This window comes from Dactylosporangium vinaceum, from assembly GCF_019904175.1.
In the GTDB taxonomy this organism is placed as follows: domain Bacteria; phylum Actinomycetota; class Actinomycetes; order Mycobacteriales; family Micromonosporaceae; genus Dactylosporangium; species Dactylosporangium vinaceum.
Genome location: NZ_CP061913.1, coordinates 3023372 through 3037381 on the forward strand (window position 1 = coordinate 3023372; position 14010 = coordinate 3037381).

General features: G+C 72.0%; 11 protein-coding genes. 7 read left to right on the top strand and 4 right to left on the bottom strand.

What is annotated here, in order from left to right; translation table 11 throughout:
- Positions 1 to 29 precede the first annotated feature (29 nt).
- On the bottom strand, positions 30 to 764 hold the full coding sequence (locus tag Dvina_RS13365; RefSeq protein WP_223102801.1) for a laminin G domain-containing protein: 735 nt from the start codon (positions 762 to 764) through the stop codon (positions 30 to 32).
- A 134-nt stretch (positions 765 to 898) separates the two neighbouring features.
- Between Dvina_RS13365 and Dvina_RS13370 the strand changes: the two genes are divergently transcribed.
- Both Dvina_RS13370 and Dvina_RS13375 read left to right on the top strand, forming a co-directional pair.
- Positions 899 to 1966: an NHL repeat-containing protein gene (locus tag Dvina_RS13370; protein ID WP_246656192.1), complete on the top strand. Its 1068-nt coding sequence runs from the start codon at positions 899 to 901 to the stop codon at positions 1964 to 1966.
- A 74-nt stretch (positions 1967 to 2040) separates the two neighbouring features.
- Entirely contained in the window at positions 2041 to 3237 is a 1197-nt protein-coding gene (locus Dvina_RS13375) for an ROK family protein (RefSeq protein WP_246656193.1), read from the top strand.
- Positions 3238 to 3261: 24 nt separating this feature from the next.
- Here Dvina_RS13375 and Dvina_RS13380 read toward each other — a convergent pair whose 3' ends face one another.
- Complete coding sequence (locus Dvina_RS13380) at positions 3262 to 3924, bottom strand: response regulator (protein WP_223102802.1); 663 nt, start codon at positions 3922 to 3924, stop codon at positions 3262 to 3264.
- Complete coding sequence (locus tag Dvina_RS13385) at positions 3921 to 5027, bottom strand: sensor histidine kinase (protein ID WP_223102803.1); 1107 nt, start codon at positions 5025 to 5027, stop codon at positions 3921 to 3923. The genes Dvina_RS13380 and Dvina_RS13385 overlap by 4 nt, the downstream gene beginning before the upstream one ends.
- A gap of 131 nt (positions 5028 to 5158) precedes the next feature.
- On the opposite strand from Dvina_RS13385, the gene Dvina_RS13390 reads away from it, so the two are divergent.
- The 5 genes from Dvina_RS13390 (at position 5159) to Dvina_RS13410 (ending at position 10902) form a co-directional block, all read left to right on the top strand.
- Positions 5159 to 5461: a DUF6223 family protein gene (locus tag Dvina_RS13390; RefSeq protein WP_223102804.1), complete on the top strand. Its 303-nt coding sequence runs from the start codon at positions 5159 to 5161 to the stop codon at positions 5459 to 5461.
- A gap of 289 nt (positions 5462 to 5750) precedes the next feature.
- Positions 5751 to 7160: a chitinase gene (locus Dvina_RS13395; RefSeq protein WP_223102805.1), complete on the top strand. Its 1410-nt coding sequence runs from the start codon at positions 5751 to 5753 to the stop codon at positions 7158 to 7160.
- A gap of 239 nt (positions 7161 to 7399) precedes the next feature.
- Positions 7400 to 7909 (top strand): hypothetical protein, encoded by a 510-nt coding sequence (locus Dvina_RS13400; protein ID WP_223102806.1) that lies wholly within the window; start codon positions 7400 to 7402, stop codon positions 7907 to 7909.
- 59 nt (positions 7910 to 7968) lie between these two features.
- On the top strand, positions 7969 to 10173 hold the full coding sequence (locus Dvina_RS13405; protein ID WP_380030185.1) for a ricin-type beta-trefoil lectin domain protein: 2205 nt from the start codon (positions 7969 to 7971) through the stop codon (positions 10171 to 10173).
- 12 nt (positions 10174 to 10185) lie between these two features.
- The gene (locus Dvina_RS13410; RefSeq protein WP_246656194.1) at positions 10186 to 10902 is read left to right on the top strand and encodes a cobalt-precorrin-6A reductase; all 717 of its coding nucleotides are present in this window, start codon (positions 10186 to 10188) and stop codon (positions 10900 to 10902) included.
- Here the strand turns inward: Dvina_RS13410 and ileS are convergent.
- Positions 10888 to 13992 carry an isoleucine--tRNA ligase gene (gene ileS / locus Dvina_RS13415; RefSeq protein WP_223102807.1) on the bottom strand — a complete coding sequence of 1035 codons (3105 nt, stop codon included), beginning with the start codon at positions 13990 to 13992 and terminating at the stop codon, positions 10888 to 10890. The genes Dvina_RS13410 and ileS overlap by 15 nt on opposite strands.
- Positions 13993 to 14010: the final 18 nt, after the last annotated feature.

A 14010-nucleotide genomic window follows, 5' to 3' on the forward strand; every position in this document is an offset into this window, starting at 1 on the left:
GCGGCGGGCACCGGTGATGCCGCGCCGGTTCAGCCCAGCGCGATCCAGACGTCGTCAAGGGCGCCGTGGAACTGGTCGTTGTTCAGGCCGTCGCCCTTGCCGCCCACGCTCAGCGGCACCGTGTTGGTGACGGACAGCGTCGCCGGGATCGGGGTGGTGGCGTGGACCGCGTCGTCGACGAGCAGGGTCAGGGTCGCGCCCGCGCGGCGGCACTCCAGGCGGTGCCACCCGCCGTCGGCGATCGACACGTCCGACCGGGCCACGTGGATCCCGCGCACCACGTTGTCCGACATGACACAGCTCGGCCGGCCCGCCTCGCCGTCGACCTGGAGCTTGTACTGGCTGCCCGACGCCGAGTACCCCTTCTGCAGCACGTTCTCGCCCGAGCCGGTCTGGCCCTTCGCGAGCCGCACCGACGCGCCGTAGCGGATCGGGCCCGTCCCCGGGTTCAGGTCGGGTGCGTCGGGCGCCTGGAGCACCGCGTGCGGGCACTTCTTCGCCTTGCCCTTGCACTTGGCCGGGAACGCCGCGGCCAGACCCGCCGGCCCCGGCGACGACTTCACCCGGCCGCCGTGGCCGCCGAACGGGACGAGCGTGTGGCCGTGGCCCGAGTCGTCGGCCACGGGATCGCCCGCCTTCACCGCGTCGAAGCTGTATCGGGCGACCACCACCGGAGCCGGGGCGTCAACGGCCACGGCCGCCGAGACGTCGAACAGGGCGGCGCCCCCAGCCAGCGTCGCCGTCAGCATCCCCCATGTCTTCATGTCCGAAATGTGCCATATATTGGGACCTTGAAACATGGCATTCCACCATCGTGTCGGTCACTGTGTGCGTCCGTTCGTACCACGTACAGTCACCCGGGCGGAGTGGGCGGCGCGGCCCTGGCAGACTGGACGGCATGCGCTGGACGGTGATCCTCACGATTGTCGTCCTGGCTCTGGGCGTACCGCAGGCCGCGTTCGCCCGGACCGAAGGCCCGCAGGAGGTCTGCCGCATCACCGACCCCGCGGTCACCGAGGCGTCCGGCCTGGCCGTGCTGCCCGGCGGCGGCTACCTCGTCGAAAACGACTCCAACCCCGAGCCGCGCAAGACCCGCCTGTTCTACCTCGGCCCCGACTGCCGGGTGACGCGCAGCATCGGCTACCCGACGACCGCCCGCGACCCCGAAGACCTCGCCGTCGACGGCAAGGGCACCGTGTGGATCGCCGACATCGGCGACAACAGCCCGCTGACCGGCGGCTCCGGCAAGCGGCGCGACACGATCGCGCTGTGGACCCTGGCGCCGGGCGCCAAGAGCCTGAAGATCCATCGGCTGCGGTACCCCGACGGCGTGCCACGCGACGCGGAAGCCCTCCTCATCGACGGGGCGGGCCGCCCGGTCATCGTCACCAAGGACCCGAGCGGCGAGGTCTTCCGGCTCGACACACCGCTGCCCACCGACAACGCGGAGGGCGCCGCGCTGAGCGCCGTCGGCAAGTTCGAGGCGACGCACAGCGGCACGAGCAACCCGTTCGGCTTCCTGGGCGCCGCCTTCGTCACCGGCGCCGCGGTGGCACCCGACGGCACCCGGGCGGTCGTGCGCACCTATGCCGACGCCTACGAGTTCGACGTCCGCGACGGCGATGTGGCGAAGGCCATCACCACCGGCACGCCACGGGTGACACCACTGCCCGACGAGCCCCAGGGCGAGGCGATCGCCTACACACCCGACGGCACCGCCTTCCTGACGGTCTCCGACCAGCCGGGCCCCGCGACGATACTCCGGTACACAGTGGACCGACCCCGCCCGTCCGCCCCGGCGACGGGCACACCGGCGGCCGCCCCACGACCCGGCTCGGCGGCCGCCGCACCTCCCACGGCCGCCGGTCCGGACAGGCGCGGCCGGGTAGCGCTGCTCACCGGCGCATTCGTGGTGGTCGCCGTCGGCCTTGTAGCGGCCGTCGCCCGCCGGGCCCGCCGCCGATAAACCGGCCGGTGTCGACGGGCGTGCGCCCGCGTGACACGATCGTCACGGACAGGGCAAGGGGGAGGCGGTTCCGGGTGGTGCGCATCGAGGTCGAGCGCGCGACGACGCGCGACATGCGCCGGCGCAACCGTTCGACGCTGCTGTCCGAGCTGTTCTTCCGAGGGCCGCTGAGCCGGCACGATCTGAGCCGGATCACCGGGCTCAGCGCCGCGACCGCCAGCAGCGTCACCGCCGAGCTGCTGCACGAGCACCTGATCATCGAGGCCGGCCAGATCGAGTCCGACGGCGGGCGGCCGCGGGTGCTGCTGCGGGTCAATCCCGACTTCGGCCGGCTGGTCGGCGCGGACGTCGGTGAGACAGGCGTCAAAGTGGAGCTGTTCGACCTGTCGATGACCCGGCTGGCCGCGGTCGACGAGCCGCTGCCGTCCTCGCGACCCGATCCGTCGGCGGTCGCGGGGCAGCTCGAGGCCGGCATCCGGGCCGTGCTCGAGGACGTCGAGCCGGAGTCGGTGCTGGGCATCGGCATCGGGGTCCCGGGCACCGTCGAGCAGGCCGACCCGCCCCTCGTCTACGCCCCGACCCTCGGCTGGCGCGGCGTCTCCTTCCACGGCCTGCTCCGCGAGCGCGGCATCACGGCGCCCCTGTTCCTCGAGAACGGCGCCAAGACGCAGGGCCAGGCCGAGATGTGGTTCGGCGCGGGCCGGGGCGCCGGCAACGCCGTCATCGTCCTCGTCGGCTCCGGTGTCGGCGCCGCCGTCATCACCAACGGGACCGTCTACCGCGGCGCGAGCAGCAGCGCGGGGGAGTGGGGCCACACCACCGTCGTCTACGGCGGCCGTCAGTGCCGGTGCGGTGCCCGGGGCTGCCTGGAGGCGTATGTCGGCGCCGAGGGGCTCCTGGAACGCTACCGCGCCCTCGACCCCGACCACCCGGCCACCGACGGCGAGGTCGCCGACGTGACGGCCCTCATCGCCGCCGAATCACCGGCCGCCACCGAGACCCTTACCGAGACCGCGGGCATGCTCGGCGCCGGCATCGGCAACCTGGTCAACCTGTTCAACCCGGAGCGCGTGGTCCTGGGCGGCTGGGCCGGCCTGGCGCTGGGCGCCCGCCTGCTGCCCCAGATCCGCGACGCGGCCCGCGAGCAGGCGCTGGAGCACCCGTTCGGCCAGGTCTCGATCGAGCTGTGCGAGCTCGGCCCCGACGCCGTGGCCTTCGGCGCCGCCACCCTCCCCATGGCCGAGCTCCTCCGCCGCGCCTCCCGCCCGTAACCGCCACCTGCGCAGCGCGGCGCGTCACGATCGGGGCGGCGTGACCAGACCGGACTCGTAGGCGATGACGACCAGCTGGGCCCGGTCGCGGGCGTGGAGCTTCGTCATGGCCCGGTTGATGTGGGTCTTCGCGGTCACCGGGCTGATCGTCATCCGTACCGCGATCTCGTCGTTGGCCAGGCCCTCGGCGACCAGGGCGACCGCCTCGCGCTCCCGGGTGGTCAGCTCCCGCAGCGCCGTCGTGGCCGGGGCCGACGGTGGGTGGGCGACGAAGCGTTCGATGAGCCGGCGGGTGATGGACGGCGCCAGCAGGGCGTCTCCGCGAGCGGCGACGCGGACCGCGTGCAGGAAGTCCTCCGGCAGGATGTCCTTCACCAGGAAGCCGGCGGCACCGGCCCGCAGGGCGCCCAGCACGTACTCGTCCATGCCGTAGTTCGTCAGCACCACCACGTGCACGGCGGCCAGGTCGGGGTCGGCCGCGATCTGGCGCGTCGCCTCGATGCCGTCCACGCCCGGCATCCGCACGTCGACGAGGACGACGTCCGGCCGGTGCCGGCGGGCCAGCGCCACGCCGTCGGCGCCGTTGCCGGCCTCGTCGACCACGTGGATGTCGTCCTCGGCGTCGAGCAGCGCGCGGAAGCCGCTGCGGATCAGGGGCTGGTCGTCGACCAGCAGCACCCGGATCACGGACCGGCGTCCACGGGAAGCTCGGCCTGCACCGTGAAGCCGCCGCCGGGGCGGGGCTCGGCCCGCAGGCGGCCGCCGAGGGCGCTGACCCGCTCGCCCATGCCGAGCAGGCCGACCCCGGGCACCGGCGGGTGGTCCGGATGCGCGGTGCCGTCGTCGTCGACGCGGACGACCACGGCTCCCGGGCGGTGGCCGATGCGGACCGAGGCGCTCGTCGCCGCCGCGTGCCGGGTGATGTTGGTCAGGGCCTCCTGCACGATGCGGTAGGCGGTCCGCTCGACCACGTCCGGGGTCGGGGCCGGCTCGCCCTCCACGATCAGGTCCGCGTCGAGGCCCGTGGAGCGGGCCCGGTCGACGAGGTCGGGGATGCGGTCGAAGCCGAGCGGCGCCACCATCTCGTCGTCGCGCAGCGCCTCCAGCGTCGTGCGCAGCTCGCGGGCCGCCTCCCGCCCGGCGTCGCGGATCGCCAGCAGGGCCGCCGGGACGGGCTCGCCGCGCTTCTGGGCCAGGTGGACGGCGGCCTCGGCCTGGACCTTGATGACGGAGATCTGGTGGGTGAGCGTGTCGTGCAGTTCGCGGGCGATGTGCAGGCGCTCCTCGTCGGCGCGGCGGCGGGCGGCCTCCTCGCGGGTCCGCTCGGCCTCGTCGGCCCGGCGCTCGGCCTGGCGCAGCGCCTCGCCCGCCGCGGCCGCCGCGATCAGCCAGGCCAGTTCGAGCACGCCGCGGGCCCGGGCCATCGCCGCGGCGGCGTCCGCCGAGCCGCCGGCCAGCGCGGTCAGGGGCAGGCCGACAAGCATCGCGACGCTGACGGCGGCGGTGGCGGCACGGTGCCCGGCGCGCACGGCGGCGTACACCGCGACCAGGTACGCCACCGCGAACACGTCGAACCCGGCGGCCTGATACCCGAGCGCGCACAGCCCGGTGGCGACGAGCACCGCGACCGGCTGCCATCGCCGGGCGACGAGGACCAGCCCGCCCGCCGCGAGCAGGACGTAGCCCGGCGCGCCCACGTCCCGGTGCTCGGCCAGGCCGCTGGAGACGAGGATCGCGGCCACTGCGACGCCGATGACGACGTCCCACACTCCGATCCGCCGAGCGCCCATGAGGCACCCTAACCGCCCGCCCGCCGCCGCGAATCCTGCTGCGGTCCGACGGCGCCTGCTGCGTTCGCAGTAGCCGGAAAGGCCGCCCGGTGCACGACGACGCCGGTGGGCGCAGCACCCACGATTGCCGCATGAATGGATACCTGACACTTGATCGGCTCGTGGCGAGCGTGGCCATGCTGGTGGCCCTGGCCGCCCTCATCGCCGGAGTGCTCGCGATGACCCGCCGGGCCCGCCTCGGCCGCCGCGCGCTCATGGTCACCATGGCCGGCGGCGCCGCCGGCGCGGTCGTCGGCGTGGTGCTGCTGGCGACCGCCGACGGAGGGCCCGGCACCGGCAACGGCGTCGTCGGTGCGGGTGCGGCTGTCGTGTTCGGGCTGGCCGCGGCCGTCCTCGCCGGGCTGGCGCTGCGCCGGGTGCCCGCGGCGGACTGAACCGCACGGACCGGCAGTCGGCGTCGCCGACGCCCGGCGTCGACTGCCCGCACCCGGCGGCCTCGGGCCGGCCCGGTGGGCCCCACCCGTTTCCTGAAGCAACGGCCTGCTCACAGCGGGTGGCGAGGCTCAACGGGACCTTAATGGCACCCCTTTTTTCGCCTCTTTTATTGACGCGTGATGCATCTGGTCATAGCCTGCCCTCAATCTGGAAGGGCGCTTAACAGATAGGTTGCCGGCCAGTTCTGAAGCGCGTCCAACCGGGGTCACCCTCATTGAAAGGCCCCTCATGGCAAAAACCCGCCTGCTCCGCCGCGGAGTCATCGCCGCGGCCGCCCTCGCCGTCATCGGCGTGGTCGGTGTCGTGGCGATGAACTCCGCGTCCGCCGCCACGGTCGGCCAGATCACCGGCTTCGGCGGCAAGTGCATCGACGTGGCCGCGGCCAGCTCGGCCAACGGCACGCAAGTGCAGCTCTACACGTGCAACGGTACGGGCGCCCAGCAGTGGACCATCGGCGACGACGGCACCATCAAGGCGCTCGGCAAGTGTCTCGACGTGAACGCGGCCAGCTCCGCGAACGGCACCAAGGTCCAGATCTACGACTGCAACGGCACGGCCGCGCAGCAGTGGTCGCGCAACAGCGACGGCACCCTGCGCGCGCTCGGCAAGTGCCTCGACGCGACGGGCAACAGCTCGGCCGACGGCACCCCGCTGCAGCTCTGGGACTGCTTCGCCGGCGCCAACCAGCGCTGGACGCTCCCGGGCGGCACCACCACGCCGCCCACCACCGCGGGCCCGACCTCCAACCCGCCGGCCTCCAACCCCGCGATGGGTGCGGCGCCGTACGCGTACCTCGGCTGGGGCAACCTGCCCGACCCGCGCACCATCATGAGCGCGACGGGCATCAAGTGGTTCACGATGGCGTTCATCCTCTCCAACGGCGCCTGTGAGCCGCTCTGGGACGGCAGCCGGCCGCTCACCGGTGGCCAGGACCAGACCACGATCAACAACATCCGGGGCGCCGGCGGTGACGTCGCCGTGTCGTTCGGCGGGGCCAGCGGGCCGTGGCTGGAGCAGACCTGCAGCAGCGCCGCCACGCTCGCGGCGGCGTACCAGAAGGTCATCAACGCGTACGGGCTCAAGGCCATCGACATCGACATCGAGGGCACCGTCTACAACAACCCGACACTGCAGCAGCGCACCATCGACGCGCTGAAGACGGTCAAGGCCAACAACCCGAACACCGCCGTCTACGTCACCTTCCCGAGCGACCGCAGCGGGCCGGACTCGTCGATGATCAACCGGGCCGCCGCCAGCGGCCTGACCGTCGACGCGTGGACCATCATGCCGTTCGACTTCGGCGCGGCCGGGCAGAACATGGGCAACCTGACCATCCAGGCAGCCGAGGGCCTGAAGAACGTCGTCAAGAACGGCTACAAGTACACCGACGACCAGGCGTACCGGCACTCCGGCATCTCGTCGATGAACGGCATCACCGATGTCGGCGAGACGGTCACGGTGGCCGACTTCCGCACCATGCTCGCCTACGCCCAGCAGCACCACCTGGCCCGGTTCACGTTCTGGTCGGCCAACCGCGACCGGCCGTGCAACGGGGGCAGCACGAACGACGACACGTGCAGCGGCGTCTCGCAGAGCGCGTGGGACTTCACCAAGGTCATCGCCCAGTACAAGGGGTAGGACCCACGGACTGGTGCCCCGGTATGCGGACGGCCGGGGCACCGCCGTGAGGTAGGCCACGTTCGTTGTCGGGTGGCATACATCCGGGATCAAAGTGCGCCGCGGCGACCGTAGTTTGCTCTTCGTCAAGCGAAGACAGACCGCGCGCTCCTGGCGGTACACATAAAGGAATCCCTGATGTCCAAGCGTCTGCTGCCCGCCCTTGCCGTTGCCTGCACCGCGCTGCTGCTCACGGCGGCGTGCGGGAAGACAAGAAGACCGATGCTCCGGCCGCGGCGAGCTCCGCTGCTCCGGCCGCCTCCACCCCCGCATCCACATCCGCATCCGCCTCGGCTGCGCCGTCCACCCGCGGCTCCGCCAAGGCCGGCAAGCTCGAGTTCTCCACCGTCGGCAAGATGACCGGAGAGCTGTTCACCAAGGACCCCGACTGCCCGTTCGGGCAGTGGGACGCCAACTCCACCGGCGTGGAGGCCAAGTACCGCTCGGCCGTTGCGAGCTTCAAGCAGTTCGACTGCTACGAGAAGAAGGGCGCCGCGCTCCCGCACCGCGGGCAGCAGGCCATCTTCGTGGAGTTCAAGGCGGCCAACGCGGCCAAGGCCTACGCGCAGGACCAGGCTTCGATGTACCCGACGCTCATCGTCGGCAGCACCGTGGTCGTGGGCGGCACCGGCCTGTCGAAGACCGACATGAAGGCCTGGCTCGCCGACGTCAACGAGACCGCCGGCGGTGCGGGGGAGATCCTCGCCTGAAGCGGTGTCCCGCTGGGGTGGTGACGGCGATCCGGCGCCACCCCAGAAAGGGATTCTGCGTGACCCCCTCCACCAAACGACGGCCCCGCCTGCGGATCGGACTCGCGGTGAGCGCGGCCGTCCTGGCCGTCGCCGGCATCGGCGTGTTCGCGATGACGAGCGCGTCGGCCGCCACCGTCGGCCCGATCACCGGCTACGGCGGCAAGTGCGTCGACGTGGCCGCGGCGAGCTCCGCGAACGGGACGCAGGTGCAGCTGTACACCTGCAACAGCACCGGCGCCCAGCAGTGGACGGTCGGCGACGACGGCACGATCCGGGCCCTCGGCAAGTGCCTGGACGTCAACGCCGCGAGTTCGGCCAACGGCACGAAGATCCAGATCTACGACTGCAACGGTACCGCCGCGCAGCAGTGGTCGCGCAACTCCGACGGCACGCTGCGCTCCCTCGGCAAGTGCCTCGACGCGACCGGCCCGAGCTCGGCCGACGGCACCCCGCTGCAGCTCTGGGACTGCTTCGCGAGCGCCAACCAGCAGTGGACACTGCCCGGCGGGCCGACGAACCCCACCACCGGGCCGCCGACCACCGGCGGCCCCACCTCCGGCCCGCCGAACAACCCGAACAACCCCGACCTCGGGCCCAACGTCTCGGTGTTCGACCCCTCGATGTCGCAGGCCACGATCCAGAGCCGGTTGAACACCGTCTTCAACGGGCAGCAGAGCAACCAGTTCGGCGCCCAGCGCTACGCGCTGCTGTTCAAGCCCGGCACCTACAACGTCGACGCCAACGTCGGCTTCTACACGCAGGTCGCCGGCCTCGGCCTCTCCCCGGACCAGGTCACCATCAACGGGGCCGTGCACGCCGAGGCGGACTGGTTCCAGGGCAACGCGACGCAGAACTTCTGGCGCTCGGCCGAGAACCTGTCGGTCAACCCGACCGGCGGCACCGACCGGTGGGCCGTGTCCCAGGCCGCGCCGTACCGCCGCATGCACGTGCGCGGCAACCTGCAGCTCGACGACGGCGGCTGGTCCTCCGGCGGCTGGATCTCCGACTCGGCGATCGACGGGCAGGTCCGCTCCGGCTCGCAGCAGCAGTGGATCACCCGCAACTCGACGATGGGCAGCTGGACCGGCCAGAACTGGAACATGGTGTTCGTCGGCGACACCAACGCGCCGAGCGGCAACTTCCCCAACCCGCCGTACACCCGGGTCGCGCAGACGCCGGTGGTGCGGGAGAAGCCGTTCCTCTACGTCGACGCGCTCGGCGCCTACCAGGTGTTCGTGCCGGGGCTGCGGACCAACGCGACGGGCAACTCGTGGCAGGGCGGCAACCAGCCCGGCAGCTCGCTGCCGATCAGCCGGTTCTCCATCGTGAAGCCCGGAGCCACCGCGGCCTCGATCAACGCCGCCCTCGCCGCCGGGCAGAACCTGCTGTTCACACCGGGCGTGTACCACGTCAGCGACACGATCCGGGTCACCCGCCCCGACACCGTCGTGCTCGGCCTCGGCCTGGCCACGATCGTGCCGGACAACGGCGTGACCGCGATGACCGTCGCCGACGTCGACGGCGTGAAGCTGGCCGGCATCCTGTTCGACGCGGGCACCGTCAACTCGCCGGTCCTGCTCGAGGTCGGGCCCGGCGGCTCCGGTGCCGACCACTCGGCGAACCCCACGTCGCTGCACGACGTGTTCTTCCGCATCGGCGGCGCGACGGTCGGCAAGGCCACGGTCAGCCTGCGGATCAACTCGAACAACGTGATCGGCGACCACACCTGGATCTGGCGGGCCGACCACGGCAACGGCGGCACCGTCGGCTGGAGCACGAACACCGCCGCGAACGGCCTGGTCGTGAACGGCGCCAACGTCACGTTCTACGGGCTGTTCGTCGAGCACTACCAGCAGTACCAGGTGATCTGGAACGGCAACGGCGGCCGCACGTACTTCTTCCAGAACGAGATCCCCTACGACGTGCCGAACCAGTCCGGCTGGTCGAGCGGCGGCGGGGCGCAGGGCTGGGCCGCGTACAAGGTGGCGGCGAACGTCACGGCCCACGAGGCCTGGGGCCTGGGCAGCTACTGCTTCTTCTCCACCAACTCCAGCGTGGTGCTCGGCCACTCGTTCGAGGTGCCGCAGGCGGCGGGCGTGAAGTTCCACGACATGGTCACGGTCTCGCTCGGCGGCACCGGCACCATCTCGCACGTCATCAACAACACGGGAGCCGCGGTGAACTCCGGGCACCAGGTCGAGGACCTGGTGAGCTTCCCGTAATAGGCTCGTGCGGTGCCGTCCGTGCTGATCCTGGGCGGCACCGGGGAGGCCCGCCGGCTCGCCTCGGTGCCGCTGCCGGGCTACCGCGTGATCTCCTCCCTCGCCGGCCGCGTCGCCGACCCGGCGCTCCCGGCGGGGGAGGTCCGCGTCGGCGGCTTCGGCGGCCCGGCCGGCCTGGCGCAGTATCTGCGGGACGAGCGGATCGACGTCGTGGTCGACGCCACGCACCCGTTCGCCGTGCAGATGTCGGGCAACGCGGCCGCCGCCTGCGCCTGCACCGGCACGAGGCTCGTCGTGCTGCGGCGGCCGGGCTACGACCTGGACCCGTCGTGGCCGCGCGTCGATTCGCTCGAGCAGGCGGCCGGGCTGCTGCCGGCGCTGGGGGAGCGGGCCTTCATCACCACCGGGCGCCAGGGAATCGGACATTTTCGAGATCTCGCAATATTCTGCCTCGTCCGCTGCGTCGAGCCGCCCGAGCCGCTGCCCGCCAACTTCACGGTGCTCCTGGATCGGGGGCCGTTCACGGTGGAGGGCGAGATCCGGCTGCTGCGCCGGCACCGCATCGACGTGCTCGTCACCAAGGACAGCGGCGGCGCGATGACCGAAGCCAAGCTCGAAGCGGCCCGGAGCCTGGGGATCGCGGTGGTGGTCGTCGACCGCCCACCGGTCACCCCAGGCGTCCCCGTCCTGTCTACAGTGGACGAGGTGGCCCGGCTACTGCTTGCGTAGCCAGAACGTCAGCCCGGCCGCCGCGTTCGCGTTCGCGTCCGGCCATCCGGCGCCGGCCCCGAAGGACGTGGCGAGCACCTCGTCGGCGATCGCCGCGGCGTGCTCCTGCAGTGCCGATGCGGTGTCGGGGTCGTCGGCCCGATACTGCAGCGAGATCCGGTCCGTCACCTCCAGCCCGCTGCTCTTGCGGGCCTCCTGCACCTGCCGGATCACCTCGCGGGCGATGCCGGCCCGGCGCAGCGCGGGCGTGAGCTGCAGGTCCAGGGCGACCGTCGCCCCGGCGTCGCTGGACACGGCCCAGCCCTCGCGGGGCGTCTCGGTCAGGAACACGTCGTCGCGCTCCAGGGTGATCGCCTCGCCGCCGACGTCGACGCTCGCCGTGCCGGTGGTGCGGAAACCCTCGCCGAGCACCGCCGCGTCGGCGGCCGCGACCGCCTTGGCGATCTCCTGGACCCGCTTGCCGTAGCGCTTGCCGAGCGAGCGGAAGTTGGCCTTGGCCGTGGTGTTGACGAGGGAGCCGGTGAGCGGCTCGACCGCCTGCACGTTGAGCTCCTCGGCCAGCAGCTCCAGCAGCTCCGGGCCGAGCTCGTCGAACCCCTGCGCCGAGACGAGGACCCGCGACAGCGGCTGGCGGGTCTTGACCGTCGCGTCCGCGCGGGCGGCCCGGCCCATCTCGACGAGCCGCCGCACGAGCGCCATCCGCTCGGCCAGGCCCGGGTCGACACGTGACGGGTCCGCGACCGGGTAGGGCGCCAGATGTACCGACTCCGGAGCTCCCCGGTCGGTCGGGACGACGAGGTCCTGCCAGACCCGCTCGGTCACGAACGGTGTGAGCGGGGCCATGAGCAGCGTGACGGTCGTGACCGCCTCGTGCAGCGTGGCCAGGGCCGCCGGGTCGCCGCGCCAGAACCGCCGCCGGGCCCGCCGCACGTACCAGTTCGACAGGTCGTCGACGAACTGGGCGAGCAGCCGCCCGGCCCGCTGGGTGTCGAAGGCCGCCATGGCCGCGTCCACGTCGCCGACGAGCCGGTTGAGCTCGGAGACGACCCACCGGTCGAGCACCGGCCGCTCGCGCAGCGGCACCGTCGCATCGGGTGTCCAGCCGGCGGTGCGCGCGTAGAGGCTCTGGAACGCCACGGTGTTCCAGTACGTGAGCAGGACCTTCCGCACCACCTCCTGGATGAGCGTGTGCCCCACCCGCCGGGCCGACCACGGCGAGCCCACGGCGGCCATGAACCAGCGCACGGCGTCGGCACCGTGGCGCTCCAGCAGCTCCATCGGGTCGAGGATGTTGCCGAGGTGCTTGGACATCTTGCGGCCGTCCTCGGCCTGGATGTGCCCGAGGCAGACGACGTTGCGGTAGCTCGACCGGTCGAACACGAGCGTGCCCACGGCCATCAGCGTGTAGAACCAGCCGCGGGTCTGGTCGATCGCCTCCGAGATGAAGTCGGCCGGGTAGCTCTTCTCGAACGTCTCGGCGTTGCGGTGCGGGTAGCCGTACTGCGCGAACGGCATGGCGCCCGAGTCGTACCAGCCGTCGATGACCTCGGGCACCCGCCGGGCGGTGCCGCCGCACTCGCCGCACGGCAGCGTGACCTCGTCGATGTAGGGCCGGTGCGGGTCGAGGCCCGTCACGTCGCGCCCGGCCCGCTCGCTGAGCTCGGCGAGGGACCCGATGCAGGTCAGGTGCCCTTCGTCGCACCGCCAGATCGGCAGCGGCGTGCCCCAGTAACGCTTGCGCGACAGCGCCCAGTCGACGTTGTTGGTGAGCCAGTCGCCGTAGCGGCCGTGCTTGATCGACTCCGGGTGCCAGCCGGTGCTCTCGTTCTCCCGCAGCAGCGCGTCCTTGATCTGCGTGGTGCGGATGTACCAGGAGGGCTGCGCGTAGTACAGCAGCGGCGTGTGGCAGCGCCAGCAGTGCGGGTACGAGTGCTCGTACTGCACGTGCCGGAAGAGCGCGCCGTGCTCGCGCAGCGTCGCGGTGAGGACCGCGTCGGCGTCCTTGAAGAACAGGCCGCCGACCAGGTCCAGGCCGTCCTCGAACCGGCCGTCGGGGGCGATCGGGTTGATCATCGGCAGGTCGTAGGCCCGGCAGGTGGCGTAGTCGTCGGCGCCGAACGCGGGCGCCTGGTGGACGAGGCCGGTGCCGTCCTCGGTGGTGACGTACGTGCCGAGGACGACGAAGTTCGCGCCCTCCAGGGGCACCAGGTCGAACGGCCGCCGGTAGGTCCAGCGCTCCATCTCCTTGCCGGTGAACGCCTCTCCGGTGAGCGTCCAGCCCTCGCCGAGCGCCTTGCCGACCAGCGGTTCGGCCACGACCAGCCGCTCGGTGCCGTCGGTCGCCACGACATAGGAGACATCCGGGTGTACCGCCACGGCCGTGTTGGACACGAGCGTCCACGGTGTCGTGGTCCAGATCAGCAGCGCCGCGGCCCCGCTCAGCGGCCCCGACGTCAGCGGGAACCGCACGTACACCGACGGGTCGGTCACGGTTTCGTAGCCCTGGGCCACCTCGTGGTCGGACAGGCCCGTCTGGTCGCGCGGGCACCACGGCGCCACCCGGAAGTCCTCGACGAGGAGCCCCTTGTCGAAGATCTGCTTGAGCGACCACCACACGGACTCGATGTACGACGGGTCCATGGTCCGGTAGGCCCCGGCCATGTCGACCCAGTAACCCATCCGCTCGGTGAGCCGCCCGAACGCGTCGGTGTGCCGGGTCACCGACTCGCGGCACCGGGCATTGAACTCGGCGACCCCGTAGGCCTCGATGTCCTGCTTGCCGGTGAAGCCGAGCTCCTTCTCCACGGCCAGCTCGACCGGCAGCCCGTGGCAGTCCCAGCCGGCCTTGCGGGCGACGTGGAAGCCCTTCATGGTCTTGTAGCGGGGGAACACGTCCTTGAACACGCGCGCCTCGATGTGGTGTGCGCCCGGCATGCCGTTGGCGGTGGGCGGCCCCTCGTAGAACACCCACTCCGGCCTGCCCTCGGATCGGGCCAGGCTGAGCCCGAACACATCGCGCTCCTGCCAGAGCGCGAGCACCTGATGATCCAGCGCAGACAGGTCCACCTGCGCCGGCACCGGCCGATACATGATCTTGTACCTCTCCGT

What these genes read in the sequence shown, in the direction of transcription:
- Dvina_RS13365 (WP_223102801.1), bottom strand. Translation starts at nt 764, where the DNA reads ATGAAGACATGGGGGATGCTGACGGCGACGCTGGCTGGGGGCGCCGCC.
- Dvina_RS13370 (WP_246656192.1), top strand. Translation starts at nt 899, where the DNA reads ATGCGCTGGACGGTGATCCTCACGATTGTCGTCCTGGCTCTGGGCGTA.
- Dvina_RS13385 (WP_223102803.1), bottom strand. Translation starts at nt 5,027, where the DNA reads ATGGGCGCTCGGCGGATCGGAGTGTGGGACGTCGTCATCGGCGTCGCA.
- Dvina_RS13390 (WP_223102804.1), top strand. Translation starts at nt 5,159, where the DNA reads ATGAATGGATACCTGACACTTGATCGGCTCGTGGCGAGCGTGGCCATG.
- Dvina_RS13395 (WP_223102805.1), top strand. Translation starts at nt 5,751, where the DNA reads ATGGCAAAAACCCGCCTGCTCCGCCGCGGAGTCATCGCCGCGGCCGCC.
- ileS (WP_223102807.1), bottom strand. Translation starts at nt 13,992, where the DNA reads ATGTATCGGCCGGTGCCGGCGCAGGTGGACCTGTCTGCGCTGGATCAT.